The 24,461-nt window shown below is 67.6% G+C and carries 26 protein-coding genes; 11 read left to right on the forward strand and 15 right to left on the reverse strand.

Going from position 1 to position 24,461, the window contains the following annotated elements; genetic code table 11:
- The first annotated feature begins 7 nt into the window (after window positions 1–7).
- Window positions 8–901 carry a LysR family transcriptional regulator gene (locus PL79_RS03465; protein ID WP_044848043.1) on the forward strand — a complete coding sequence of 298 codons (894 nt, stop codon included), beginning with the start codon at window positions 8–10 and terminating at the stop codon, window positions 899–901.
- Between the two features lie 145 nt (window positions 902–1,046).
- On the opposite strand, the gene PL79_RS03470 is transcribed toward PL79_RS03465, so the two are convergent.
- The 6 genes from PL79_RS03470 to PL79_RS03495 all read right to left on the reverse strand — a co-directional run bounded on the left by PL79_RS03470 (window position 1,047) and on the right by PL79_RS03495 (window position 8,730).
- Window positions 1,047–1,595 carry a hypothetical protein gene (locus tag PL79_RS03470; RefSeq protein WP_135800960.1) on the reverse strand — a complete coding sequence of 183 codons (549 nt, stop codon included), beginning with the start codon at window positions 1,593–1,595 and terminating at the stop codon, window positions 1,047–1,049.
- Between the two features lie 77 nt (window positions 1,596–1,672).
- Window positions 1,673–3,340, reverse strand: coding sequence for a GMC family oxidoreductase (locus PL79_RS03475; protein WP_044848045.1), 1,668 nt, complete (start codon window positions 3,338–3,340; stop codon window positions 1,673–1,675).
- Window positions 3,341–3,355: 15 nt separating this feature from the next.
- Window positions 3,356–4,573, reverse strand: a complete 1,218-nt coding sequence (locus PL79_RS03480) for a mandelate racemase/muconate lactonizing enzyme family protein (RefSeq protein WP_044848046.1) — start codon at window positions 4,571–4,573, stop codon at window positions 3,356–3,358.
- Window positions 4,570–5,901 (reverse strand): MFS transporter, encoded by a 1,332-nt coding sequence (locus PL79_RS03485; protein ID WP_193759803.1) that lies wholly within the window; start codon window positions 5,899–5,901, stop codon window positions 4,570–4,572. The genes PL79_RS03480 and PL79_RS03485 overlap by 4 nt, the downstream gene beginning before the upstream one ends.
- 129 nt (window positions 5,902–6,030) lie before the next feature.
- On the reverse strand, window positions 6,031–7,455 hold the full coding sequence (aldA, locus tag PL79_RS03490) for an aldehyde dehydrogenase (RefSeq protein WP_044848047.1): 1,425 nt from the start codon (window positions 7,453–7,455) through the stop codon (window positions 6,031–6,033).
- A 336-nt stretch (window positions 7,456–7,791) separates the two neighbouring features.
- On the reverse strand, window positions 7,792–8,730 hold the full coding sequence (locus tag PL79_RS03495; RefSeq protein ID WP_011356424.1) for a LysR substrate-binding domain-containing protein: 939 nt from the start codon (window positions 8,728–8,730) through the stop codon (window positions 7,792–7,794).
- A 232-nt stretch (window positions 8,731–8,962) separates the two neighbouring features.
- On the opposite strand from PL79_RS03495, the gene PL79_RS03500 reads away from it, so the two are divergent.
- On the forward strand, window positions 8,963–9,838 hold the full coding sequence (locus tag PL79_RS03500; protein ID WP_044848048.1) for a LysR family transcriptional regulator: 876 nt from the start codon (window positions 8,963–8,965) through the stop codon (window positions 9,836–9,838).
- A 166-nt stretch (window positions 9,839–10,004) separates the two neighbouring features.
- On the opposite strand, the gene PL79_RS03505 is transcribed toward PL79_RS03500, so the two are convergent.
- The 3 genes from PL79_RS03505 to PL79_RS36010 form a co-directional block, all read right to left on the reverse strand.
- On the reverse strand, window positions 10,005–10,358 hold the full coding sequence (locus PL79_RS03505; protein ID WP_044848049.1) for a hypothetical protein: 354 nt from the start codon (window positions 10,356–10,358) through the stop codon (window positions 10,005–10,007).
- A complete protein-coding gene (locus PL79_RS03510) occupies window positions 10,355–11,338 on the reverse strand; it encodes a hypothetical protein (RefSeq protein WP_235879191.1) in 984 nt (327 codons plus the stop codon). Before PL79_RS03510 ends, PL79_RS03505 begins: the two co-directional genes overlap by 4 nt.
- Window positions 11,339–11,476: 138 nt before the next feature.
- Window positions 11,477–11,617 carry a hypothetical protein gene (locus tag PL79_RS36010; protein ID WP_193759804.1) on the reverse strand — a complete coding sequence of 47 codons (141 nt, stop codon included), beginning with the start codon at window positions 11,615–11,617 and terminating at the stop codon, window positions 11,477–11,479.
- Between the two features lie 221 nt (window positions 11,618–11,838).
- On the opposite strand from PL79_RS36010, the gene PL79_RS03515 reads away from it, so the two are divergent.
- Together PL79_RS03515 and PL79_RS03520 are read left to right on the forward strand one after the other, a co-directional pair.
- Entirely contained in the window at window positions 11,839–12,096 is a 258-nt protein-coding gene (locus PL79_RS03515) for a type II toxin-antitoxin system ParD family antitoxin (protein ID WP_044848050.1), read from the forward strand.
- Complete coding sequence (locus tag PL79_RS03520) at window positions 12,093–12,392, forward strand: type II toxin-antitoxin system RelE/ParE family toxin (RefSeq protein ID WP_044848069.1); 300 nt, start codon at window positions 12,093–12,095, stop codon at window positions 12,390–12,392. Before PL79_RS03515 ends, PL79_RS03520 begins: the two co-directional genes overlap by 4 nt.
- A gap of 157 nt (window positions 12,393–12,549) precedes the next feature.
- Here PL79_RS03520 and PL79_RS03525 read toward each other — a convergent pair whose 3' ends face one another.
- The 4 genes from PL79_RS03525 to fae all read right to left on the reverse strand — a co-directional run bounded on the left by PL79_RS03525 (window position 12,550) and on the right by fae (window position 17,122).
- Window positions 12,550–13,884 carry an MFS transporter gene (locus tag PL79_RS03525; protein WP_235879198.1) on the reverse strand — a complete coding sequence of 445 codons (1,335 nt, stop codon included), beginning with the start codon at window positions 13,882–13,884 and terminating at the stop codon, window positions 12,550–12,552.
- Between the two features lie 159 nt (window positions 13,885–14,043).
- Complete coding sequence (locus PL79_RS03530; RefSeq protein WP_044848052.1) at window positions 14,044–15,495, reverse strand: NAD-dependent succinate-semialdehyde dehydrogenase; 1,452 nt, start codon at window positions 15,493–15,495, stop codon at window positions 14,044–14,046.
- A gap of 38 nt (window positions 15,496–15,533) precedes the next feature.
- Window positions 15,534–16,556, reverse strand: coding sequence for an aldo/keto reductase (locus PL79_RS03535; protein ID WP_044848053.1), 1,023 nt, complete (start codon window positions 16,554–16,556; stop codon window positions 15,534–15,536).
- Window positions 16,557–16,597: 41 nt separating this feature from the next.
- Complete coding sequence (fae, locus tag PL79_RS03540; RefSeq protein ID WP_011356415.1) at window positions 16,598–17,122, reverse strand: formaldehyde-activating enzyme; 525 nt, start codon at window positions 17,120–17,122, stop codon at window positions 16,598–16,600.
- A 326-nt stretch (window positions 17,123–17,448) separates the two neighbouring features.
- Between fae and PL79_RS03545 the strand changes: the two genes are divergently transcribed.
- The 3 genes from PL79_RS03545 (at window position 17,449) to PL79_RS03555 (ending at window position 19,650) form a co-directional block, all read left to right on the forward strand.
- Window positions 17,449–18,366 carry a LysR family transcriptional regulator gene (locus PL79_RS03545; protein ID WP_044848054.1) on the forward strand — a complete coding sequence of 306 codons (918 nt, stop codon included), beginning with the start codon at window positions 17,449–17,451 and terminating at the stop codon, window positions 18,364–18,366.
- Between the two features lie 217 nt (window positions 18,367–18,583).
- Window positions 18,584–18,934, forward strand: a complete 351-nt coding sequence (locus tag PL79_RS03550) for a hypothetical protein (RefSeq protein WP_044848055.1) — start codon at window positions 18,584–18,586, stop codon at window positions 18,932–18,934.
- Window positions 18,935–19,089: 155 nt separating this feature from the next.
- Window positions 19,090–19,650 (forward strand): hypothetical protein, encoded by a 561-nt coding sequence (locus tag PL79_RS03555; protein ID WP_044848056.1) that lies wholly within the window; start codon window positions 19,090–19,092, stop codon window positions 19,648–19,650.
- Here PL79_RS03555 and PL79_RS03560 read toward each other — a convergent pair whose 3' ends face one another.
- Window positions 19,651–20,526 (reverse strand): LysR family transcriptional regulator, encoded by an 876-nt coding sequence (locus PL79_RS03560; RefSeq protein ID WP_044848057.1) that lies wholly within the window; start codon window positions 20,524–20,526, stop codon window positions 19,651–19,653.
- 161 nt (window positions 20,527–20,687) lie between these two features.
- Between PL79_RS03560 and PL79_RS03565 the strand changes: the two genes are divergently transcribed.
- The 4 genes from PL79_RS03565 (at window position 20,688) to tam (ending at window position 23,666) form a co-directional block, all read left to right on the forward strand.
- Window positions 20,688–22,007 carry a DUF3422 family protein gene (locus tag PL79_RS03565; RefSeq protein ID WP_044848058.1) on the forward strand — a complete coding sequence of 440 codons (1,320 nt, stop codon included), beginning with the start codon at window positions 20,688–20,690 and terminating at the stop codon, window positions 22,005–22,007.
- 35 nt (window positions 22,008–22,042) lie between these two features.
- The gene (locus PL79_RS03570) at window positions 22,043–22,243 is read left to right on the forward strand and encodes a hypothetical protein (RefSeq protein ID WP_044848059.1); all 201 of its coding nucleotides are present in this window, start codon (window positions 22,043–22,045) and stop codon (window positions 22,241–22,243) included.
- 82 nt (window positions 22,244–22,325) lie between these two features.
- Window positions 22,326–22,760, forward strand: a complete 435-nt coding sequence (locus tag PL79_RS03575) for a GNAT family N-acetyltransferase (RefSeq protein WP_044848060.1) — start codon at window positions 22,326–22,328, stop codon at window positions 22,758–22,760.
- A 120-nt stretch (window positions 22,761–22,880) separates the two neighbouring features.
- The gene (gene tam, locus PL79_RS03580) at window positions 22,881–23,666 is read left to right on the forward strand and encodes a trans-aconitate 2-methyltransferase (RefSeq protein WP_044848061.1); all 786 of its coding nucleotides are present in this window, start codon (window positions 22,881–22,883) and stop codon (window positions 23,664–23,666) included.
- 52 nt (window positions 23,667–23,718) lie between these two features.
- Here tam and PL79_RS03585 read toward each other — a convergent pair whose 3' ends face one another.
- A complete protein-coding gene (locus PL79_RS03585; protein ID WP_044848062.1) occupies window positions 23,719–24,309 on the reverse strand; it encodes a GNAT family N-acetyltransferase in 591 nt (196 codons plus the stop codon).
- Between the last annotated feature and the right edge of the window lie 152 nt (window positions 24,310–24,461).

The raw sequence follows: 24,461 nt of genomic DNA on the forward strand, positions 1-24,461 counted from the left end.
AAGGCGCTTGAACTGGGACGACGCACGGATCTTTCTTGCGATCCACCGCGAACGCAGCCTGCGCGGCGCCGCGCGGGCGGTCGGGCTCGACCAGGCGACGGTCGGCCGGCGGCTCGCGGCGCTCGAGCGCGCGCTCGGCGCGACGCTGTTCCTGCGCACGTCGGCCGGGTACGTGCCGACCGCGGTGGGCGAGGTCGCGCTGCGCAACGTGGAGAAGATGGAGCAATCGGCGATCGACCTGGTGCGGCAGACCCAGGGCGTCGACCGGCGTCTTGCCGGCGACGTGCGCGTGACGACGACCGATACGATCGGGCTCGAATTCGTGATGCGCGCGATGCGCGACCTGCACGACGAGCATCCGGACGTGCGCGTGCTGCTCAACACGTCGACGCAGGTGGAGAACCTGGCCAAGCGCGAGGCGGACATCGCGATCCGCACGATCAAGCCCGACAATCCCGATCTGCTCACGCGCCGGCTCGCCGCGTGGCCGACGGGGTTGTACGCGTCGGAGGAATACCTGGAGCGGCATGGCGAACCGGTGCCCGGCACCGGCTTCGAAGGGCATGACCTCGTGTGCTTCCTGCCGCACCTGAATGCACGCGGCCCGCTCACGGTGGTCGGCGAGCCGGTGCGCGCGGGGCGGATCGTGTCGGGGCTGAATTCGAATCTGATGTTGCGCGCGGCGGCGCGCGCCGGGCTCGGGCTCGCCGAACTCCCGGTGCCGATCGCGGAGCGCGACGCGCTGGTGCGCGTGTGGCCGGCGCGTACGTCGGCGCGTCCTTACGAAGTCTGGATGGTGACGCACAAGGACTTGCGGCATACCGCGCGGATGAGCGCGATGATCGATCACATCGTGCGGGTGTTTGGCGAGGTGCCGGTGCAGGGCGGGGCGGGGGATTGAGGCAGGGACGGCGACCGGATCGCGATCCTGCTCGACGGCACGCCGGACGATATTCCGTCGCGGCCGGCCGACGATGATGCGAGGCGGTTCGTGGAGCGGCGCACGAGTGTGAACCGTGCTGGCGGTGATTTGTTGCGAGACGGCACTACTCGCCGGCCGCGGTCGACGTGACGACCGATATGTCGGTCAGCCGCACGCCGTACGGGCCGACCAGTTCCTTGACGCGGACGATGCCCGACGCGCTTGCGTCAGGCAGATCCAGATCACGGTTGCACACCGAGACCGGCGCATCGAGGCCGGCGTCCATGAATGTGACCTGGCGCCGGCAGCCCTTCGGACCGGACTCGTCCAGCGCGAAGCCGGCCTCGAAAGAGCGGGGCGAATGCGCGGTCATTCTGACCAGCGCCGTGAGCGAGAATTCGCCGAACATCATGCCCAGGCCGCCGAACATGAAAAGGCAGAAAAGGAGCTCCTTGAGGCCGCCCGCCTTTCGAAGGTCCGACGTGACGATGACGGCAAGCAGCGCGAAGGCAATGGCAAATCCGGCGACGACCGCCGAGGAACCGGGCCAGTCGGCGGGATAGCAGCGCTCCGTCGCAAACAGGCCGACGAACATGATGATGAGCGGCGCAAGAATCAGCGAGAGAAAGATGATTGCGTGCCATCTCTTCATTTCTTTTTTTTGTGTCGCCATTGAATCGGGAACCTGTCGCACGAGGAGGGAGACCTCGTGAATTATGAACGACTTTCGACAGGCCCCCTGGCGACCACTCAGTGCGCGACGGGCTCCCGTTCGCCTGTCCGCGCGCCAGCCGTCTCGCCGCGCGCCGCATCCGCCAGAACCAGATCCGCGCCTTTCTCCGCGACCATCATCGTCGGCGCGTTGATGTTGCCCGACGTGATGTTCGGGAACACCGATGCATCGACGATCCGCAGCGCCTGCAGCCCGTGCACGCGCAACGACGCATCGACCACCGACGTCGCGGCGTCCGGCCCCATCGCGCACGAGCCGCACAGGTGGTAGATCGAACCCGACTGCTCGCGGAAATACTGCAGCATCGCTTCGTCGGAATCGACCTGCGGCCCCGGCGAAATTTCCTCGACGGTCATCGACTTCAGCGCCGGCGCGCGCATCAGCGCACGAATCACCTTGCTGCCCTGCACGGCCTCGTCGAGATCCTTCTGCGTGGTCAGCGCATTGATGTGGATCTTGGCGGCATCTTCCGCGCGGTTCGAGGCGATCTCGATCGTGCCGCGGCTCGTCGGCCGGCACGGGTTGAACGCGATCAGGAATCCGGAGTACGGTTCGGGCTTGATGCTCGCGCGGTCGCTCTTCGGAATCCGGTACGACAGCGGGTTGAAGTAAAGCTGAATGTTCGGCTCCTGCGCATCGGCCGTGCCGCGGAAGAAGCCGCCCGCCTGGTTCACGCTCATCGCGAGCGGGCCACGCTTCGTCAGCAGGTAGCGCAAGCCGATCTTCATCTTGCCGAGCAGGGTGCCCATCTCGTCGTTCAGCGTCGGCCGGTTCGCCTTGAAGTAGAAGCTCACGCACAGGTGGTCCTGCAGGTTGCGGCCGACGGCCGGCAGCGCGTGCACGAGCGGCACGCGCCAGCGCGCGAGCAGCGCCGGATCGCCGACGCCCGACAGTTGCAGCAGCTTCGGCGTATCGACCGCGCCGGCCGCGAGGATCACCTCGCGCGCGGCGACCAGCGTTTCGTCGCCATGCCCGCCCGCGACGACCACGCCGGTCGCGCGCGTGCCGTCGAACGTCACGCGCCGCACGAGCACGCCCGAGCGCAGCGTGAGGTTCGCGCGGCCCAGCGCGGGACGCAGGTACGCGAAGCTGCTGGAGCAGCGTTCGCCGTGCTTCGTGTTCAGGTCGTAGATGCCCGCGCCCTCGAACTGCGCGCCGTTGAAATCGTCGGTGCGCGGCAGGTTCAGTTCGCCGCAGCCCTTCAGGAACTCGTGGACGATCGGATGCACGTCGGCCTTCATCGACGTGATGTGGATCGGCCCCGTCGCGCCGTGATGCTGCGGATCGGTCGCACCGGCCGCGTGGGTTTCGAGCTTGCGGAAGTACGGCAGCACGTCGTCGTACGCCCAGCCCGGATTGCCGGCGGCCGCCCAGTCGTCGTAGTCGCTGCGCTGGCCGCGCACGTAGACCATCGCGTTGATCGAGCCCGAGCCGCCGACCACCTTGCCGCGCGGGCAGTACAGCTTGCGATCGGCGAGCTGCGCCTCGGGCTCGCTGTAGTACATCCAGTTGTAGCGGCGGTTGTAGTAGGTCTTCGTGAAGCCGACGGGCACCTTGAACCAGAACGACGCGTCGCGTTCGCCCGCTTCGAGCAGCAGCACCGAGTGCCGGCCCGATTCGCTCAGGCGGTTCGCGAGGATGCAGCCGGCCGAGCCCGCGCCGACGATGATGTAGTCGTAGCTCATGTCTGTCCTTTGCGCTCAGCCCTTCGCGGGGGCGAGATCCTTCACGTCGACGGGGTGTTCGCCCATCTGCAGGTGCAGCCGTTCGCCGGTGTACGGCGTGTGGCGCTTCACGACGTCCATGTCGAGTTCGATGCCGAGGCCCGGTTCGTTCGACGGGACGATGTAGCCGTCTTCCCAGCGGATCGGCGTCTTCACGACTTCGGCGTGGAAACCGCCCCACGTCATGATGCTTTCCTGGATCAGGAAGTTCGGTGTGCAGGTCGCGAGCTGGATGCTCGCGGCCGCGCCCACCGGCCCGTTGTACAGGTGCGGTGCGATCTGCGCGTAGTGCACTTCGGCGAGCGTCGCGATCTTCTTCGCTTCGAGCAGGCCGCCCACACGCGCGACGTTCAACTGCAGGATCGATGCGCCGCCCGCCTGCAGCAACTTGTGGAATTCGTACTTGGTGGTCAGGCGCTCGCCGGTCGCGATCGGAATCGACGTGTGCTTCGCGACTTGCGCGATCGCCTCTTCCTGGCCGGGGGGCACCGGCTCCTCGAACCACAGCGGGTCGTATTTCTCGAGCCGCTTCGCGAGCCGGATCGCCGACGACGGCACCATCTGCCCGTGCGTGCCGAACAGCAGGTCGGCCTTGCTGCCGACGGCTTCGCGCACCTTGCGGCAGAACGTCTCGCAGCGGTCGAGCACTTCGAGCGACAGCTGGTGGCCCGAGTAGGCCGTGTACGGACCGGCCGGATCGAACTTGACGGCCGTGAAGCCGAGCTTCACGTTCTCGGCCGCGCATTCGGCCGCGAGGTCGGGATCGTCGTAGTCGTATTCGCCTTTCGCGTTCTTCGGGTACAGGTACGTGTACGAGCGCAGCCGCTCGTGGATCTTTCCGCCGAGCAGTTCGTACACGGGCTTGCCGGCGGCCTTGCCGATGATGTCCCAGCACGCCATTTCGAGGCCGCTGACGACGCCCATCATCGTGAGATCCGGCCGCTGCGTGAAGCCGCTCGAATAGGCCTGGCGGAACAGCCGTTCGACGTGATGCGGGTCGCGGTTCAGCAGGTGGCGTTCGAACACGTCGTCGATGATCGGCGCCATCGCCTTCGGGCCGAACGTCGCCGAGTAGATCTCGCCGACGCCTTCGATGCCGTCGTCGGTCTTCAGCTTCACGAAGATCCAGTACATCCCGCCGACATGCGGCGGCGGCACGGCGACGATATGGGTTTCGAGCGAAACGATCTTCATGCGGACTCCTGGATACGGGAAAGGCGGTTGAGGCGGTATTTGAGGAACGCGGCGGCGCCCGCGCCGCAGAGCGCGATCGCAGCGATGTAGCCGAAATAGAGCTGGTAGCCGTGCGCGCCCGGCCAGGTCTGCGTCACGTAGCCGTTGATCAGCGGCACGAACACGTCGGGCGAATAGCCGAGCACCGAGATCAGGCCGATCGCGAGTCCGGCGCAATGGGTCGGCACCTTGCAGTCGTCGAGCAGCGACCAGTAGAGGCCGCGGATCGCATAGGTGAGGATGCCGATGAACAGCACGAGCACGACGAGCATCGCCTGCGGGCTGTGCGCGGGCGCGGCGATCAGCCCGACGAGCGACAGCGCGGCGAGCACCAGCGCCCAGAACAGCACCGACACCTTCGACACGCGGTCGCCGAGGAAGCCGCCGCCGATGCCGCCGACGGGACGCATCCACAGCTTGAGCGTCGTGATGAAGCCGGCCGCCGTCGCGCTGAGCCCGAAATTGCCTTCGTGCAGGTAGGCCGAGAAGCTGTAGGTCGCCCAGAACACCTGGTAGCCGCAGAACACGATCGCGGCGACGAGCCACAGCTCGGGGATCGCCGCGAGCGTCTTCAGGTCGGTCAGCACGCTGCCTTTTCGGCGCTCCGTCACGGCCTTGCGTTCGCCCGCGCTCGACGGATCCTTCACCAGCGCAAGCAGCACGCCGAGCGCGATGCAGAAGAACGCGTACAGATGCACGACGAGCGTGAAGCCGGCTGCATCGGTGCCGCCGCGCGCCTGCGTCACGTAGGCGAACAGCGTGATCGCGATCGTCGCGAGCAGCGCCTCGACGAGCCCGCGGCCGCCGTCGAGCAGCCCGAAGAAACGGCCCTGTTCGTCAGGGCCCGCGATCATGTTCACGCGCTTGATCACGGCGGCCCAGAACGTGAGGCCGGTGGTCAGCCCCCAGCCGCCGAAGATCAGCACGAGCGTGTGGAACGACGGCCCGGTCGCGTAGACGAGCCCGAGCGCGCCCGTCGCGAGCAGCGAGAAGCAGATCAGCCAGCGCGGCGACAGGCGGTCGGCCAGCCAGCCGCTCGGCAGGTAGCTGACGAGGAAGATCGTGCCGAGCGACGAATACAGGTAACCGAGCTGCACGTCGTCGATATGGAAAAACTGCAGCATCGTCGGCTGGTACACCTGCCGCAGATACAGCATCGGGTAGATCGCGCCCGCGGCAATCACGAGCAGCAGCAGTTGCAGGTAGCGTTGCGCGCGGGAATGCTGCGACGCGTGAGCGTCGTCGTGCAGCGCGAGCGACGCGGCGGGCGTCGACGGTTGGGTCGGCATGATGTCTTCCTCCATCAGGCGTCCTTGAGGCGGACGCCTGCAGGTTTTTTATGTTCTGGTGGGTCAGGGGCGGCGCGCGGCGGGGTGTCGTCGTGCGCGCGCCGGAAACGGTGCTTGGGTGCGGCGGTGTCAGTACTTCATGACGACGAGGCGCGTCTGCGTGAATTCGAGCATCCCGTGCTTGCCGTCGTCGCCGCCGAGGCCCGAGCGCTTCCAGCCGGCGTGGAAGCCCTGGTACGGATCGGCCGGCGTGCGGTTCACGTACAGCTCGCCGGCCTCGATCGCGTTCGCGACGGTCATCGCGGTGCGGTAGCGCTCGGTATAGAGCACCGACGACAGGCCGAACTGGTGGTCGTTGGCCTGCGCGATCGCTTCGTCGATCGTCGTGTAGCGCAGCACGGGCATGATCGGGCCGAAAGTTTCCTCCTGCACGATCTCCATGTCCTGCCGCACGCCGGTGAGCAGCGTGGCCGGGTAGAAGAAGCCGGGGCCGTCGGGAATCGCGCCGCCGGTTTCGAGCGTCGCACCCGCCGCGATCGCACGTTCGACCATCCCGTGGATGTGCGCGCGCGCCGATGCGCTGACGAGCGGGCCCATCCGCGTGGCGTCCTGCGCACGGTCGCCGATGCGCACGGCGGCCATCTTCTCCTTCAGCAGCGCGACGAAACGGTCGTGCACGCTGTCGTGCACGTACACGCGCTCGATCGCCGTGCAGAGCTGGCCGCAATGGGTCGTCTTCGACGCGACGAGCGCGGCGGCCGCGCGTTCGAGATCGGCGTCGGGCTCGATGATCGCGGGCGTCTTGCCGCCGAGTTCGAGCGACGGCTTCGCGATGTTCGCCTTGCAGTAATCGAGCACCTTGCGGCCCGCGTTCACGCTGCCGGTCAGCGTGATCATCCCGACTGCCGGGTGCGTGCACAGCGCTTCGGCCGTCGCGTGATCCATCGTCAGGATGTTGACGACGCCCGGCGGGAAGCCCGCTTCGTCGGCCGCCTTCGCGATCTCGAACGCGGACACCGGCGTGTGGTTGCTCGGCCGCACGACCACGGTATTGCCGGCGATCAGCGCGGGCGCGACCTTGCGCAGCAGCGTGTAGACGGGATAGTTGAACGGGATCAGGCATGCGACGACGCCGATCGGCTCGCGCTGCAGGAACAGGTTCTCGTCGGGCGTGTCGCTCGGGATGATCTCGCCCTCGATCCGGCGCGCCCACTCGGCGTGATAGCGCGTGATCTGGCCCGCGTAGACGGCCTCGTTCGACGCGTCCTCGATGCTCTTGCCGGATTCCTGCGCGAGCGCCGCGCCGATCTCCGGAGCGCGCGCGGTCAGCGCGTCGGCTAAGCGGTGCAGGTACACGGCGCGCTCGGCGCTCGGCAGCTTGCGCCACGCCTTTTGCGCGGCGGCCGCGGCGTCGACGGCGGCGAGCGCGTCGGCCGGCGTCGCGGCCGGCACGCGCGCGAACGGCGCTTCGGTGGCGGGATTGTGGACCACGATGAACGCGTCGCTTTCCGGGGCGACGAAACGGCCGTTCACGTAGTTGCGTTCAGTGCGCATGAAGTGACTCCTCCGATGAATGCGGGCGAATCGCTTCGGGTGGCGACACGCGCGGTACGGGACAGAGGCCATTCTCTTCATGCGTTTAGCGCACGACAAACGACTTATTTTAGCGTCGAGCATGAGAAAAACGCACGTTACTCGGCTGATCGGCCGGAATCGTGCGTCCGGCAAGGCTGCCGTGGTGCGGGCCGCGAGCGGGACGGGCGGCGGCGGGCCCGCATTTTTCGACTGATCCGGATGCGCGCGCGAGCGGGAGCCGGTAAGGTGTCGGCCGCGGTTGACGCTTCGGCGCGGCGCGGGGCGGTCGGCTACGCTTGGGGCACGGATCGTGTGCTAGGCCAGCGGCACTTGCGGCAGCGGCGACGACGGTTCGAGATGGCGCTTCGCGAGCCACACTTCCTGCTGCAGCCAGTCGCGGAACTGGACGATGTGCGGCAGGTTCGTCTGCTCGGGCCGCGTGACGAACCAGTACGACTGGTGGCCGTCGACGTGCACGTTGAGCACCTGCATCAACTGCCCGGTCGCGAGTTCGCGCGCGACCATGTGGCGATCGGCGATCGTGATCCCAAGGCCGTCGATCGCCGCGCGGATCGCGTGGTCGAGCAGGTCGAATTCGTAGCCGCCGCGCGTGTCGACGTCGGCGATGCCGGCGGCCTTCAGCCAGTGCTGCCAGGTCAGGTAGCGCTGGTCGTCGGTGGCGAGCACGTGCAGCAGCGTGAAGCGGTTCAGGTCGATCGGCGCGCCGTCCTGTCGCAGCCGCGCATACAGCGCGGGCGCGCAGACGGCGATATGCTGCTCCTGCATCAGCAGTGCGTTGTCGAAACCGTCCCATTCGCCGTCGCCGAAGCGGATCGCGCAGTCGAGCACGCGCGATTCGCCGAGACTGTCGTGGATGCGGGTCGTGAGGCTCAGCTCGAATTCGGGATGCGCGTCGCGCAGCCGGCCGAGCCGCGGCATCAGCCAGCGCGCGGCGAAGGTGGGCGGCACGTTCGCGCGCAGGCGGTTCAGGTGGGTTTTTTCCTGCAGGCTGCGAACGGTCAGCTCGATCTTGTCGAACGATTGCTGCAGCGCGCGCAGCAGCACGCGCCCGGCCGCCGTCAGTTCGAGCTGGTGATGGCGCCGCTCGAGCAGGGTTTCGCCGAGCTGGCCCTCGAGCTGGCGAACCTGGCGGCTCACCGCGCTCTGCGTCACGTTGAGCAGCTCGGCCGCGCGCGTGAAGCTGCCGGTGCGGCCGGCCATCTCGAAGGCTTTCAGCGCATTCAGCGCCGGCATCTTGCGTCTCACGGGGCGGTGTCGTGTCTGGTGCGGGATGCTTATTGTAGGCGGGCGGCGCGGGTGCTGGGGGCGATGAATGGATGCGACGAAGGGGGCGGGCCCTCGGGGCTTTTTGCGGCGCGGCGGTTGATGCACGTCGTTGCGATGAGACTGCCGGCGGGATGGACGGCGGCACCGGCCCGCAACAGCTCGAACGATACGAACGATACGAACGAAAGGGACACACATCATGCGACGCCTGCCATCGTTGATCGCGCTGCGATTTTTCGAAGAGACCGCGCGTCACCTGAGCTTCAACCGTGCGGCGGTTTCGCTGTGCGTGACGCAGGGGGCGGTGAGCCGGCAGATCCGGCTGCTCGAGGAGGCGCTCGGCGCGCGGCTGTTCGAGCGCGATCACAAGGGCGTGCGCCTGACCGATGCCGGCCAGCGGTTGCTGCCGTTCATCGGGCAGGCGTTCGATACGATCGAACGCGGCGTCGACGAAGTCGCCGCCACGCGGCCGGGTGCGAAGCGGCGCCTGACGGTGTCGCTGCCGCCGACCTTCGCGACGCAGTGGTTTTCGCCGCGGCTCGGCACGCTCGCGCAGGCGCTGCCCGACGTCGAGCTGTCGATCCGCACCGAGCCGGCCGACGACTGCCATTGCCACATCCGCTTCGGGCGCGCGGCGCGCGCGGGAATGCAGTCGGAGCTGCTGATGATGGAACGGCATGCGCTCGTCGGCGCGCCGCGTTATCGCGGCGATGCGCTCGACGTGCTGCTCGGCCGGCTGCCGTCGCTGCATGTGCTGCACGAAGGCAAGCGCCTGACGCTATGGGCCGACTGGTGCGAGCAGGCCGGCGTGCCGGTGGCGCGGATCGCCGACGGCATCGAGTTTTCCACGCTCGAACAGGCGATCCGCGCGGCGCGCAAGGGCGCGGGGCTCGCGGTGGTCGACCTGAACATGATCGAGGAGGAGATCGCCGAGGGCAGCCTCGTGCGGCTGTCGCCGGTGCAGCCGATCGGACCGTTCGGCTATTGGCTCGATGTCGAGCCGGAGAGTATCGCGGTCGAGCACGTGGTTGCGTTTGCCGCGTGGTTGCGGGGGCAGGCGGGGCGGAAGGGTTAGGCGGCGATTGTGGGACGCGACTGATCGGAATGCGGGAAAAATCGGATCAGGCCGGGCACTGTCGGACAGTGCTTCCGGCATGGTGTCCGTTAAAGACCGTTACCAACGGGAGACGTAAACGGTCGTTGTCGAGCCGAACCGGACGGCTTTTTCCCGTCGTTGCCGGCTACGCGTCGGGGTCGTGTCCGAAGTGCATGAGTGTCTCCCGGCGGCCGCTGGCTTCGATTTCCGCGATCGATACGACCGGCAACTGGCATTTCGAGAGATCGATACGCCCGACGTTGAAGACGGTGCGTCGCGGCGGGGACGCCGGCATGTCGGCTGGCCGTGTGTCGTGCCCGACGGCGGACTTGCGCATGACGCGCGCCAGGCTTTGATGGAGTTCGTTTGCGACGAGCATGTCGAGGAGTTGCCTGGCTTCGGAGACGAGTGCGAGGCGATGCCGGTTCGCCGGCCGGCCCCGCTTCGCCGTGGCGCGCGCGATCCGGAATCCGGCAATCGGCGTGTGCTTTGCGTTCATTCGTAAATCCCCTTTTCGATCAGGTATCGGTGCAACGCGTGCACGGATGTGCCATGCGGTGCGACGTCGAATGTCATCCAGCGGTGCGATCCCGCCACGCGCCAGAAATCTCGCCCGAATCGCGTCGCATAGAGCGCACGCAGCGACCGGAGCGATCCGTCGGCAAGACCGATCGGGTGTCCCTGGAAATACTGGAACAACGCCGCTTCATCGCTGCACTTGTCGGGAATGGGCGCGTCGAAACCGAACCGTGGCCACGCGTAGTACCCGCATAGCTGGCGCCCGCCCGGTTTGGGCGCTGCTTTCCGGCCCCCCGCTGCAAATGCAATGATTCGGGTGATGCCCAACGTATCAGACGCCCTGACGATGCGCCACAGCATCGCCGCGCCGAGTCCCGCGATTGCGTTGTCGACGAGATCGATTGTCTTGAGTTCGAGTAGGGATGTGTCCGATTCTCGACGCACCGATACGCGGTTCTCGGATCGGATCCACGTGGTGTTCGTGACCGAGAAGGTCAACGAGCCTCTGCTGTCGAGATAGGCTTGAATCTCCGATCCCGTAGGCGCTCCGCACAACGAAACGAGCAGTTCGTCAGAGACGTCGCCGCTCACGCCGAGCAACGCGGAAATGTCGAGGTCGTTTCGATCGATCGCGAGACGATCGTCGAAGTACGTCGCCTCGTACGGCAGAACATGGCAGAGATCGACATGCTGGGCGGGCATGGTTGCGGCCGGAAGAATGGAAAACCCCAGCATATCGCCGCGAATCCGCCGCGCCGAGTCCGCCGAACGGCCAACCGCGAGACGGAACGCCCGCCGTCCCGCCGGCCTTACGACCAGTCGAACGTCAGCAGCGCCGCGCGGCTGACCGGCTCGTATGGCCTGTTGCCCGGTGTAATGCGTGTCCAGTTCCTTGCGAAAGCCTGCGTCGTACGTGTCGGGCGGGTTCTCCGGATAGAAGTAGCGCGGGTCGCCGAGCAACGTATAGCGGTTGTTTTCGTCGAGCCGGAACCCGATCCAGTTCGCGCGCAGATAGTCGTTGTGGCACGCGGCCGTGTCCTGCCCGACGAGCCCGTCATAAGGTTCGACCGGGCTGATCAGGTGGATCCAGCCCTCCCATTACGGATCGACCGCCGACAGGTCGATTGACACGAGCGGATGCAGATGGCGCGCGAGTGCTGCCTGGTGCGCGGCGAAGACGTCGGTGTCCGACGCATAGACCTTCAGGCCAGGTTGTGGCGTGACGATGTCTTCGATCATGATCGGTGTCCGCATGGTGAGCGTTCGGCAAGGCTTCACGCGTGAAGGCGAAAACCGGATGAATGCCGGCGCCGCAGCAGCCTGTCGGAATCAGGTTCCGTTCATCCGCCCGATCGGATGTGAAAGCATTCGCGCTGCCCCTCTGGAGATCGTCTTCTTGATAATAGTTGATAGCCGGGATACGCTTGATGGATCGAATTCAATCCGGTCGGGAGGTCGACATGATCAGTGCGGAACTGGGCCCGCAACTGGAGGCTTATGTCGCGAAGCTGGTCGAATCGGGGCGTTACGGGTCCAAGAGCGAAGTGCTGCGCGAAGGCGTGCGCCTGATCCAGGATCGCGAGGCGCAACTGAACGCGCTGGACGCGGTGATCTCGCGCAGCCTGGCCGATGCGCAAGCAGGGCGCGGCGCCGAGGCGGCGGAAGTCTTCGATCATCTCGAGGCGAAGTATCGGGCGCAGGCGGATCGGCAGGCCTGATCGTGCGCCTGTCCGATTTTGCGATTGCCGAACTCGAAGCGGTCGCCGATTACATTGCACGCGACAACCCGCAACGCGCCGTGACGTTCGTGCGGGAGATTCGCGACAAGTGCATGAGTCTGGCCGCGATGCCGCTGGCGTTTCCGCTGGTGCCGCGCTTCGAGCGTTACGGCGTGCGGCACCGCGTGTACGGCAACTACCAGATCTTCTATCGAGTCGTCGGCGATCCGCCGACGCGGATCGACATCCTTCACGTCCTGCACGGCGCGCGGGATTACGCGTCGATTCTGTTCTGAGCGAACGCGCGCATCTCATCGCGCCCGGAATGAGCGAGCCCGCCCACGACCGGGTGCGACAGAATCGCGCTCGGTGTCGCCGGCGCGCATCGGCGGCGAGTCGAGGCAAAAGCCTCGCGCGCGATGAAGCCGGCGGCCACGCGGCCCGCCACCCTCGTCAATGCCCCGACGCTTCCTCCAGCGTCAGATGCTTCGTCTCCGGCGCCCACGCGACGGACACGATCATCCCCACCAGCAGCACGCCCGCGAGCGCGAACATCGTCGCGTGAAAGCCGAGCGTCGCGATGCCGGCCGGCAGCAGGAACGTGCCGATCGCCGAACCGAGCCGGCTGCACGCGATCGCGAGGCCCACGCCGCTCGCGCGCACTTCGGTCGGGAAGCACTCGGGCGGGAACACGCCGACGAGGTTGCTGAACGCCGACATCGTCAGCGTGAAGATCGCGAACGCGACGATCATCGCGACGGCCGCCGTCGACGGCAGCACCGCGAGCGCGACGAGCGACGCGCACGTCACCGCGAACGAGCCGATCAGGAAGCCGCGTCGCGACAGCCGGATCGTCAGCCAGATGCCGATCAGCGCGCCCAGCACGAGAAACGCGTTCAGCAGCAGGTCCGCACCGAAGCCTTCGGCGAGGCCGATCGTCTTCAGGATCGTCGGCAGGAACGTGTAGATCGCGAAATACGGAATCACGAGGCACACGAAGAACGCGCAGTTGAAAAGCGTGCGGCGGATCAGGTCATGCCGGAACAGTCGCGCGAAGCCGGCATTCGCCTGCGGTTCGGCCGAACCGTCGAGCATCACGTGCGGCCCGAAATGTTTCGCGACGATGGCGCGCGCTTCCTGCACGCGGCCCTTGCCGAGCAGCCAGCGCGGCGATTCGGGCGTGCCGATCCGCAGCACCAGCACGATCAGCGCGGGCAATGCAGCCGACGCGAGCAGCCAGCGCCATGCGTCGGGCGCGGCGTCGCCGTACGCGAGGCCGAGCACGTTCGCGGCGACATAGCCGATCGTCCAGATCACGCTGAACGAGCCGAGCAGCGCACCGCGATGCTTGCGCGGCGAGAATTCGGCGAGGATCGCGTGGCCGACGGTGAAGTCGCCGCCCATCCCGAAGCCGATCAGCACGCGCAGCACGCACAGTTCGAGCGGCGACGTGACGAAGAACTGCGCGAACGCGGCCGCCGTGATGATCACGAAGCTCGTCAGGAAGATCTTCTGCCGGCCCATCCGGTCGGACAGCCAGCCGAACACGAGGCTGCCGAAGAAGATGCCGATCAGCGCCGAGCTGCCGATCATCCCCATCCAGAACGCGTCGATCGGCATCTGCCCGCCGAGCGCGGCGAGCGCATAACCGATCGTGCCGAGCGTGTAGCCTTCGGTGAAATGCGCGCCGAACGTGAGGCCGGCGATCTTCACGTGAAAACGGTTGAGCGGCACGTCGTCGAGCGCGACGGGGCGGTGCGGCGCCTCGGCGCCACGCGACAGCGGCAACGCGCGCGCGGTGCCGGATTGAACGTTGGCTGGGGTCAAGCTGCCTCCTGGATTGTCATGCGCGATGCGGCGGCCTGCGCGGGCACGAATGCCCGCGAGCGCCGTGCAAGGCGCCGCGCGCCCGGGCGGCGCGCGGCGCGGATCGACCGCGGGGAGCGGTCAGCGGCCGAGGCCGGCCATCAGCGTGTACTTCAGTTCCACGTATTCGTCGAGGCCGTACTTCGAGCCTTCGCGGCCGAGCCCCGATTGCTTGACGCCGCCGAACGGCGCGACTTCGGTCGAGATGATCCCGTCGTTGACGCCGACCATCCCGCTCTCGAGCGCACCCGACACGCGCCACGCGCGGCCGAGGTCGCGCGTGTAGAAGTACGCGGACAGCCCGAACGGCGTGTCGTTGGCCGCGGCGACGGCCTCTTCCTCGGTCGTGAAGCGGAAGCAGCCGGCGACGGGGCCGAAGGTTTCCTCTTCGGCGATCAGCATGTCGGGCGTCATGCCGGTCAGCACGGTCGGCTCGTAGAACGTGCCGCCGAGCGCGTGGCGCTTGCCGCCGGTGAGCGCGTGCGCGCCCTTCGCGGTTGCATCGGCCACGTGCCGCTCGACCTTGCCGAGCGCCGCCTCGTTGATCAGCGGCCCCTGGTCGACTTCACCGGCGAGCGCGTTGCCGACGCGCAGCGTGCGCACGGCGTCCGCCAGCTTGCGCGTGAACGCGTCGTACACGCCGTCCTGCACGAGAAAGCGGTTCACGCATACGCAGGTCTGGCCCGTGTTGCGGAACTTCGACGCGATCGCGCCCGTGACCGCCGCATCGAGATCGGCATCGTCGAACACGATGAACGGCGCGTTGCCGCCGAGTTCGAGCGACAGCTTCTTCAGCGTGTCGGCCGACTGCTTCGCGAGCAGCTTGCCGACCCGCGTCGAGCCCGTGAACGACAGCTTGCGCACGACGGACGAACTCGTCAGCGTCTCGCCGATCGCGACCGCGTCGCCCGACACGACGTTGAACACGCCGGCCGGCACGCCCGCGCGCTCGGCCAGCACCGCGAGCGCGAACGCCGACAGCGGCGTTTCCTCGGACGGCTTCAGCACCATCGTGCAGCCGGCCGCGAGCGCGGGGCCGGCCTTGCGCGTGATCATCGCGAGCGGGAAGTTCCACGGCGTGATCGCCGCGACGACGCCGACCGGCTCGCGCGTGACGACGATCTGCGAATCCGGCTTCGGGCTCGGGATCACGTCGCCGTACATGCGCTTCGCTTCTTCCGCGAACCATTCGAGAAAGCTCGCCGCGTACGCGACTTCGCCGCGCGCTTCCGCGAGCGGCTTGCCTTGCTCGCGCGTCAGCAGCTCGGCGAGCGCATCGCGATGCTCGAGCATCAGCTCGCCCCAGCGCTTCACGCGTGCGCCACGCTCCTTCGCGGTCAGCGCGCGCCACGCGGGAAACGCGTGCGCGGCCGCGTCGATGGCGCGCTGCGTGTCGTCGGCGCCGCCTTTCGCGACTTTCGCGATCGTCTCGCCGGTCGCGGGGTTCAGCACCGGATAGGTCGCATCGCTCGCGCCATGCGATTCGTGCCATTCGCCGCCGATGTAATGGCCGGTCCTCAGAAATTCGTTCATTGTGTGTCGTTCCTTCAGTGCGTCGGAGCCGCAGCCCTTCAGTCCGTTGCGAAGCTGCCCTGCGCCGGACGCGACGCGCGCGCGATGCGCTTGCCGGCCGTGTAGTCGTTGATCAGGTCGCACGGCGTGTAGTTGCGCTCCAGTTCGTGCAGTTCTTCCTCGGTGAGCTGCGTTTCGAGCGCGCCGAGCGCGCTGTCGAACTGCGCGACGGAATCCGCGCCGACCAGCACGCTCGCGACGCCGGGGCGGCTCAGCACCCACGCCTGCGCGATCTGCGCGGGCGGCACGCCGCGGCGCTTCGCGACCTTCGCGACCGATTCCGCGATTGCGAGCGACGCAGCGTCGCCGTACATCTGCGCGGTGAAGAAGTCGGTCTGGTTGCGCGTGGATTGCGGCTCGCAGGTCAGCAGGCCGCGCGCGAGCGGGCTGAACACCGACACGCCGACGCCCTGGTCGATGCAGTACGGCACCATCTCGCGCTCTTCCTCGCGATACGCGAGGTTCAGCTGCAGCTGCATGTTGATCGGTTTGTCCCAGCCGTTTCGTTCGCAGGCCTGCATGATCTTCGCGAACTGCCACGTGTACATCGTCGATACGCCGATATAGCGCGCCTTGCCCGCGCGCACGATGTCGTGCAGCGCGCTCATGGTTTCCTCGACGGGCGTGTTCACGTCGAAGAAGTGCAGCATGAAGATGTCGACGTAATCCATCCCGAGCCGCGTCAGCGAACCGTCGACGCCGTCGAGCACGTGCTTGCGCGAATGGCCGCCCGCGTTCGGATAACTGCCCATGTCGTAGCCGACCTTGGTCGTCACGACGAGCTCCTCGCGGCGCGCGTTGCGCTTCAGGATGCGACCGACCACTTCCTCGCCGACGCCCGTCGAATAGAAGTCCGCGAGATCGATGAAGTTGACGCCGGCGTCGAGCGCGCGGCGCACGATCGGCTCGCTCTGCGCTTCGTCGAAGATCCAGGGCTTCCATTCGGGGGTGCCCATGTTCATCGTGCCGAGACACAGGCGGGACACCTTCAGGCCGGACTGGCCGAGGCGGACGTATTCCATGTTTCCTCCAGGTGCGGCCTTGTGTCGGCCGCTCGTCGTCGTCAGTTTTTCTTCGGGGTGTAGAACGGGTTCGACACGTCGCGCGCGGCGGCGAACACCGCGTCGCGATGCGGCAGCCCTTCCATCGCGGCGACGATCGCGTTGCGGCACGCGCGATAGTTGTTCTCGAACACGGCATCGAGATCGTCGGTCTGCGGGTTCACCCAGTTCGCCGACACGACGACCCAGTCGTTTTCCGCCTCGGGCGGCAGCGTGCCGTTCTCGAGCGCTTCGGCCACCGCTTTCGCGATGCCGGCCTGCGACGCGCCCCACGTGGCGTTGCCGTGGAAATCGCTGGCGATCTGCGCCTTGTTGACGTACAGCGTGAGCGGCTTGGTCGGCACGCCCGGCTGCGCGATCACGACGAACGGCGCATGGCCGGCCGACGGCGTCGCGAGGGCGGTGGCGAACGCCTGGCCCGCCGGGCCGTTGCGCGGGCCGACCAGCACGTTGATGTGCGCGAGGTTGACGCCGGGGCCTTCGAAGCCTTCGCCGATGTAAAGCTGCCTGGGTTGGGATGCGGTCATTGCGGTGTCTCGTCGATGAGGTTGGGAGTGAGGCGATTGTGGTGGGCCGCGGCGCGGCCGGTGAATCGATGTTTTCTGATCGGGTTATGAGTTTTCGTCGTCTCCGGGAATGCCCTGAGCCCGGCGCGCGGAGGCCCGCCGGGCGGGCCTCGGCCGGCGTCGTGACGGCGGGCGGGGCGGGATCGGCGGGTGGGCATTCGCGAACCGGCTCCGGGTTTGTCATACCCGGGCAAGGGTTGGAGGGCCGGGCGCTTCCGGACAACAATCGGCGTGCTCCGAGCCCTATCTTTCGTCTTCCCTTCTTTTTTCGAAAGCGAGTAATTCCGATGGCTGCCATTCAAAGGCCCGATTGGTCGAAGCTCAGTTCGCTCGATCCCGAGCTGATCCGCGCATTCGTCGCCGTCGTCGAGAGCGGCGGCTTCACCGCGGCGGCCCGGCAACTGCATCGCACGCAATCGACGATCAGCCTGCGCATCCGCACGCTCGAGGAGCGGCTCGACACGCACCTGTTCATGCGCAACAGCCGGCGGCTCGAACTGTCGCGCGACGGCGAGAACTTCCTGATCCATGCGCGCCGCATCATCCAGGTGCAGAACGACGCGATCCTCGCGCTGAAGCAGGCGAGCAGCGACCGCGGCGTCGTGCGCTTCGGGCTGCCCGAGGACTATGCGGAGCTTTGGCTGCCCGACCTGCTGAAGTCGTTCTATGCGATGCGGCCGGGCGCGCGCTTCCACGTGCATTGCCGCACGTCGCTCGAACTGCTCGAACGGCTGCAGGCCGGCGAGCTCGACGTCGCGCTCGTCGTGCGGCACGGGCCGAACGCGGGCGGACGGCTGCTCGGCCGGCACGAGGTCGTGTGGGCGGCGCACCGCGATTTCGCGCTCGGCCCGCAGGCGTCGGTGCCGCTCGCGCTGTTTCCGGAGACGTGCTGCTACCGGCAGCGCGGGCTGCAGGCGCTCGCGACGGCCGAGCGGCCGTATCACGTCGTCTATACGAGCCAGAGCCCGACCGGCATCAAGATCGCGGTGAACCACGGCGCGGCCGTGACGATGATCGACCGCTGCACGCTGCCCGAGAACTGGCGCGTGCTCGACGAGACCGACGGGCTGCCGCCGCTGCCGGCGGCCGATCTCGAACTGCATCGCTCGCCGGGCATCTGCGATCCGCTGACCGACGATCTGGTGTCGCTGATCGAATCGATGGTCGACGAGCGGCGGCGCGCGTCGCTCGAAGCGTTCGCTTAGCGGGGCAGGGCGGCGCAAACGCGGGTGAGATTGACGCGAACCGCGGCGCGCGGCCGCAACGCGCGCATGACGATCGCGCGGCCCGCCGCAGCTCGCTGTCGTGTTATGTCCCCCGTGCCGTTTTTTGCACGGGCGGCCCGTTTTTTTGCACGACGTTTATCCGGTCTCTTCTAAGCTGGGGACGTGTCGAACAGCCGGGACGGCCTCCGTCCGCTCCATGACCTTCATTCATCCCGTTCCCGCCAGCGATGTCGCCGGCCGCCAGTTGCGCGCCGGCGCACCCAGCAATGTCATTCCGTTCCCGCCGCCGCGCCCGCGCCTGCAGTTGCCCGTCACCTTGACGGCCGATTCCGGCGAACGCGCGCACGCCCGGCTCGCGGCGCTGCTGCATTCCCCGCTCGGCGTGTATGTCGGCAGCGCGCGTGCCGTGCGCGACGTGGTCCACGTGCACTTCGACATCGCGCCGGAAGACCTGGATTTCACGCTGCACATGCTGATCGCGCAGCAGGCCGATGCTGTGATCGGGCCGGTCGCGCGCCGATTGCATGTCGGGCCGAACCCACGGTGAAGCTGGGAACGGTTGTTGCTCGTGGGTTGTCGTTCGTTCCTTGATGGCTTGTCCGATCCGCCGCCCGATCGCCGGTCGCCGTGTCGTCCGCCCGCAGGCGGCGAACCGGCGCGCGATGCTGCGTGCGCGGCGCCGATCACGAATACGGAGGAGTCATGGATCTATTGGAAGTCGTACCTGTCGCGCGGCCGACGAGCGGCCGGTTACGGACGGCGTTGCTGCCGTCCGGCCAGCAACTCGCGCGTCAGCTCGTGACGACGGTGCGCGTGGCCGAAATGCTGCTGCATCAGGCGATCGTCGTGCCCGACCGGCACCAGTGGTCGGTGGACACCGAGCGGGTCGACGCGGCCGGCGGGCCGCTCGAGGCCTGGGAGAGCTTCGTGACCTGGCGGATCGGCAAGGTGTTCGCAGCGTCGGTGAGCCCCGCCGCGCGCGTCAACGATCGCGACCAGGTCGCGGTCGAGATCCGGCTCTGCCTGCCCGAGCAGGACTACGTGGCCGGGCGGCGCGTGAGCACCTTCGGCCGCCGCCACGGCAACCGCTTCGGCGCGACGCTGTCGGTCGTGTCGGGCGCGCAGTGGGGCTGGCAACGCGCGGAGCACGTCGCGCCGGAACACGCGCAGGTATGCGGCGATACGCTGGAAGCGCTCGTCGATCGGGTAGCCGCGAACGTCAATGCGGCGCTGGGCGCGGCCGGGTTCGGCGCGACGCGCTGATCACGCGTCGCCGGTCTGGCCGGTCTGGCGCTGCAGGTCTTCCATCAGCTGTTCCGCGAGAAAGTCGCACGGCGGGCGCTTCGATTTCGTGCTGCGCGCGAGGATCAGTTCGAGCGGCGGCAAATCGGGCAGCCCGTGCGAGCGGCCGAGCATCGACAGTTGCGCGGGTATCGCGCAGCGCGCGAGCGGCGCGACCGCGAGGCCGGCCTCGACCATGCTGAGCAGACCGAGCAGGCTCGGGCTTTCATACGAAGTGCGGAACGGCAGCTTCGCGCGTTCGAGGCTGCGGATCGCGTTCTCGCGCGCGACGCTGCCCGGCATGAACACCGCGATCGGCAGCGGCCGTTCTTCCCATACGCGCGGCCCGTTCGTCATCGCGGCCCATGCCATCGGCTCGTGGCGGATGAAGTCGCCGGACAGCCCCTTGATGCGCGTGCCGCACACGAGATCGACCGTGCCGTCCTTCAGGAGCGGCGCGAGCGCGCTGCTCGGCAGCCCGATCACCTGGATCTCGACCTTCGGATAGGTCGCCGAAAATTTCTTCAGCACCGACGGCAGCAGCGACGACGCATAGTCGTCCGGCACGCCGATGACCACCTTACCCGTCACTTCCGGCCGCACCACGGCCGCCCACGCCTCGTCGCGCAGCGCCAGCATTCGTCTGGCGAATCCCAGCAGCACCTCGCCTTCGCGGGTCAGCACGATGCTGCGCGGCTTGCGCACGAACAGCGGCCGCCCGATCGCGTCTTCCAGGCTCTTGATCTGCATGCTCACGGCCGATTGCGAGCGGTTCACCGCTTCGGCGGCACGGGTCATGTTGCCGGTTTCCGCGACGGCGACGACGGTGGCCAGCACGTCGTGATCGAGCATCTTCATCGGTATCAGGAAAACTGAACGTAACGATCAGCATTATGCGTTTTTATTGTCGCTGTGTGTCTGCCATAGTGGCATCGAGCCGGCCGCATCGTCCGATGCGGTGCGGCGATCACGCCGGCCTGCCCGGCACGCAGCGCCGAACAGGGAAGAGTGGTGTACCGATGATGGATCATCCATTGCGTGCCGCACTGGCCGCGGAATTGCATGCCCGGCCGTTCCTGCGGCTCGCCGAAGCCGTGTCGCTCACGCACTACGCGATCTACGCGGACGGCCAGCCCGACATCCACGAAACGCTGCTGCACGCGCTGTGCCGCGACACCGGCATTGCCGCGCCGCAGGACGGCGCGACCCACTACGCGGTGCAATCGCCGGGCGGCTGGTACCTGAAGTGGGAGCGCCACACCGAATTCTCGACCTTCACGTTCGTCGCGCCGCGCCGCGACACCGGCTATTTCGACGATCTCGCGATCGAAGGGATTCCGGCCGCCTGGTTCGCACGGCTCGCGGGCATCCGCTTCGTCGCGGTGCGCATGGAGTTGCTGTCGGGCGATGCCGCGCGGCTCGTGTGCGGCGACCTGCGCCGCTGGATCGACGGGCCCGCGCTCGTCGGCAGCAACGTGCTCGGCGGCGGCAAGGTGTACTGCGACTGGCACGTGCGCGACGACGGCTTCATGCGCTTTCTCGTCGTCGACGAGGATTTCCGCGAGGAGCAGGGCGGCCGCCTGCTGCAACGCCTCCATGAAATCGAGACGTACCGGATGATGGCGCTGCTCGCGTTGCCGGTCGCACGGCGGATGAGCCGCGAGCTCGACGAGATCCACGCGGCGCTGCATACGCTGATGCAGCGGATGGACGCGGGCGGCGCCGACGGCGACGACGCGGCCTTGCTCGTGAAGCTCACGCATCTCGCGGTGCGGGTCGAAGCGCTGTCGGGGTCCGGCGGCCGCTTCAGCGCGTCGCGTGCTTACGAAAAGCTCGTGCTGGCGCGCATCCACGAGTTGCGCGAGGAGCGCATCGAAGGGATGCCGACGATCGCGGAGTTCATGGAGCGGCGCTTCGCGCCGGCGATGGAAACCTGCCGCAGCGTGTGGGCGCGTCACGAGCAGATCGCCGCGCGGATCGCGCGCGCGGTCGACCTGCTGCGCACGCGCGTGAATCTCGCGCAGGAAAAGGACGTCACGCGCCTGCTGGCGGGCATGGAGCGCACCGCGCGCAACCAGCTGCATCTGCAGCACGCGGTCGAAGGGCTGTCGGTGGCGGCCATTTCGTACTACGTGCTGTCGCTCGCGACCGCGGCGTTCAAGGCGCTGCACGTGATGAACCTGCCGGTCGATCCCGAACTCGCGGAAGGCCTGCTGATCGCGCCGGTCGTGTTCGCGGTGATTCACATCACGCGGCGCACGCGCGCGCAGCTCGCGCGGTCGGAGGCCGCGCATGGCGGCGCAGCCGTGCAAGCGGCGACGTTGCAACAGGCAAATTGAATCAGAACATCGACGACATATCGAAAGGAGTGGAGATGACTTTTACGCAATCGCAAGCGGGTTTTTTCACTGGCTACGACGCATTCGACGAACCCGGTCGGGATGACGCCGGCGCGCCGGAAGAGGTGCGCGTGACGTCGTATCAGGCCGTGCTGCAGGAGCCGATGACGTCGCTCGTCGGCAGCACGATCGATCGGCCGGATGTCGCGGCGGTGGCGATTCTCGGGTACAACTGACGCCTGGTCGTTTCGCGTCGATTCACGACGTCCGCCGTGGACGCTGCAGGCCCGGCGGCCCCTTCACGTACACCTTCACGCCATGAACGCGCATCCCGCCGTTTCGCTTCAACTGACCGACATCGAGCAGCCGGCCGCACGCGACCTCATCAGCCGCAAGCTCGGCGAGTTCAACCACGCGATGACGGGCCGATCCGACACGGCGGCGCTCGACGTCTACGTGACCGATCCCGCGACCGGCGAGGTCGTGGGCGGCCTCACCGGCCGGACGTCGCTGGGCCTCTTCTTCATCGACCTCTTTTACCTGCCGGAATCGCTGCGTGGCGGCGGTTTCGGCAGCCGGCTGCTGCGCGAGGCCGAAGCGGAGGCGAAGCGGCGCGGGTGTGCGCGCGCCGTGCTGTACACGATTACGTTCCAGGCGCCGGACTTCTACCGGAAGCACGGTTACGAGGCGTTCGGCGAGGTGCCGTGCGAGCCGGAAGGGACGGCGCGCGTGTTCATGGTCAAGACGCTTTGAGCGAGGTAGCCTGACGTCACCGCGCCGGCGTCGCTACCGAAGGCCGGCGGGATCGCAGCATGTGCTGCATCGACGGCGACGGGTAGCGCGACGCCGTCCACGCCGAGCCGGAGGCATATCGTGACAATTCCACCCGATCAATACGCCAGACAGTACGTGCGATTCGAAGACGAACGCACGCGGCCTGTCCGCGACCTGCTGGCCGCCGTGCCGGACACGCCGATCCATACCGCGCTCGACATCGGCTGCGGGCCGGGCAATTCGACCGAAGCGCTGATCGCGCGCGCACCCGACGCGACGGTGCGCGGGATCGACGCGTCGCCGGACATGATCGCGGCCGCGCGCAAGCGCCTGCCCGCGCTGCGTTTCGATCTCGCGGATGTCTCCACGTGGGACGATCCGGGCGGCTACGACCTGATCCTGTCGAACGCGGTGCTGCAATGGGTGCCGGCGCACGACACGCTGTTTCCGTCGCTCGTCGGCCGGCTCGCGCCGGGCGGCCATCTCGCGGTGCAGATGCCCGACAACCTCGACGAACCCGCGCACCGGCTGATGCGCGCGGTCGCCGCGGGCGGGCCCTGGGCGGACAAGCTCAAAGGCGCGGCGCGCACCGAGCGGTTCGACGCGCGGTATTACTACGCGCTGCTGTCGCCGTCGTGTTCGCGGGTGGATGTCTGGCGCACGACTTACTACCATCCGCTGCGCGGCGGCGCCGACGCGGTCGTCGAATGGTTCAAGGGCAGCGCGCTGCGGCCGTTCCTCGCGGCACTCGATGAAGGCGAACGCGACGCGTTCGTCGCGCGCTATCGCGATGCGCTCGCCGGTCCGGATGGCTACCCGTCGCTCGACGACGGCACCGTGCTGCTGCCGTTCCCGCGCCTGTTCATCGTCGCGACGCGGAAGTAAGGCGCAAGCAAAGGCGCAAGCAGGACCGGAGCGGGCGGCGGCGGGTCGTCGGTCAGGACAGCGGCCGCATCGATTCCGGATCGACCGTCCGGCTCTTCGCGCTTTGCCCGTCGCGCAGATCCTTGTACCAGAAGAGGGCGACTTCCCCGTCGTTCGCGCCGTCGGCGTACAGGAAGCGGTCGTGGCCGCCCACGACGAAGCCCGCCCGCGCGTACGTGCAGCAGGCCGCGACGTTGTTCGCCTGCGTTTCCAGCCGCATGAAGCCGAACCCGCGGCTGCGCGCCCACGCTTCGGCGGCCGCGAGCAGGAACTGGCCGATCCCTTGCCGCCGGCAGCTGCGGTCGACCGCGAGTTCCGCGATCTCGGCCATCCCGTTCCAGCTTTCGGTGATCGCGACGAATCCCGCGAGGCGCCCGCCCGCGCTCGCGCGGAACAGCGCGGTGCCGCCGGACGCCTCGCGCGCCCATCCGGCCGGATCGAAGCCGTAGTCCTTGCGCTGCACGGGCAGCGCGCGCAAATCGAGCAGATCCTGGTACGGCGCATTCAGCTCCCACGCGATCTCGAACGAAAAGTCGCATCCGTTCAGTTCGTCGGCGGGCAGATCGACCGCCTGTTCGATGCTGATGTGCTCGGCTCGGTCCATGTGTCGGTGTCCTGTCTTCAGCGGGATTGCCTGGTCTTCCCCCGGGGCGGCCGCCGCCGCCTGGCAGCGAGAGCCGGATTGCACCCGTTCCTGTTTTGAATTGATGCGCTCGCACGATGTCTCTTCCCGCGGCGGCGCTCAACGCCCGATTA

The sequence above is a fragment of the Burkholderia sp. USMB20 genome, from assembly GCF_000949135.2.
Classification (GTDB): Bacteria; Pseudomonadota; Gammaproteobacteria; order Burkholderiales; family Burkholderiaceae; genus Burkholderia.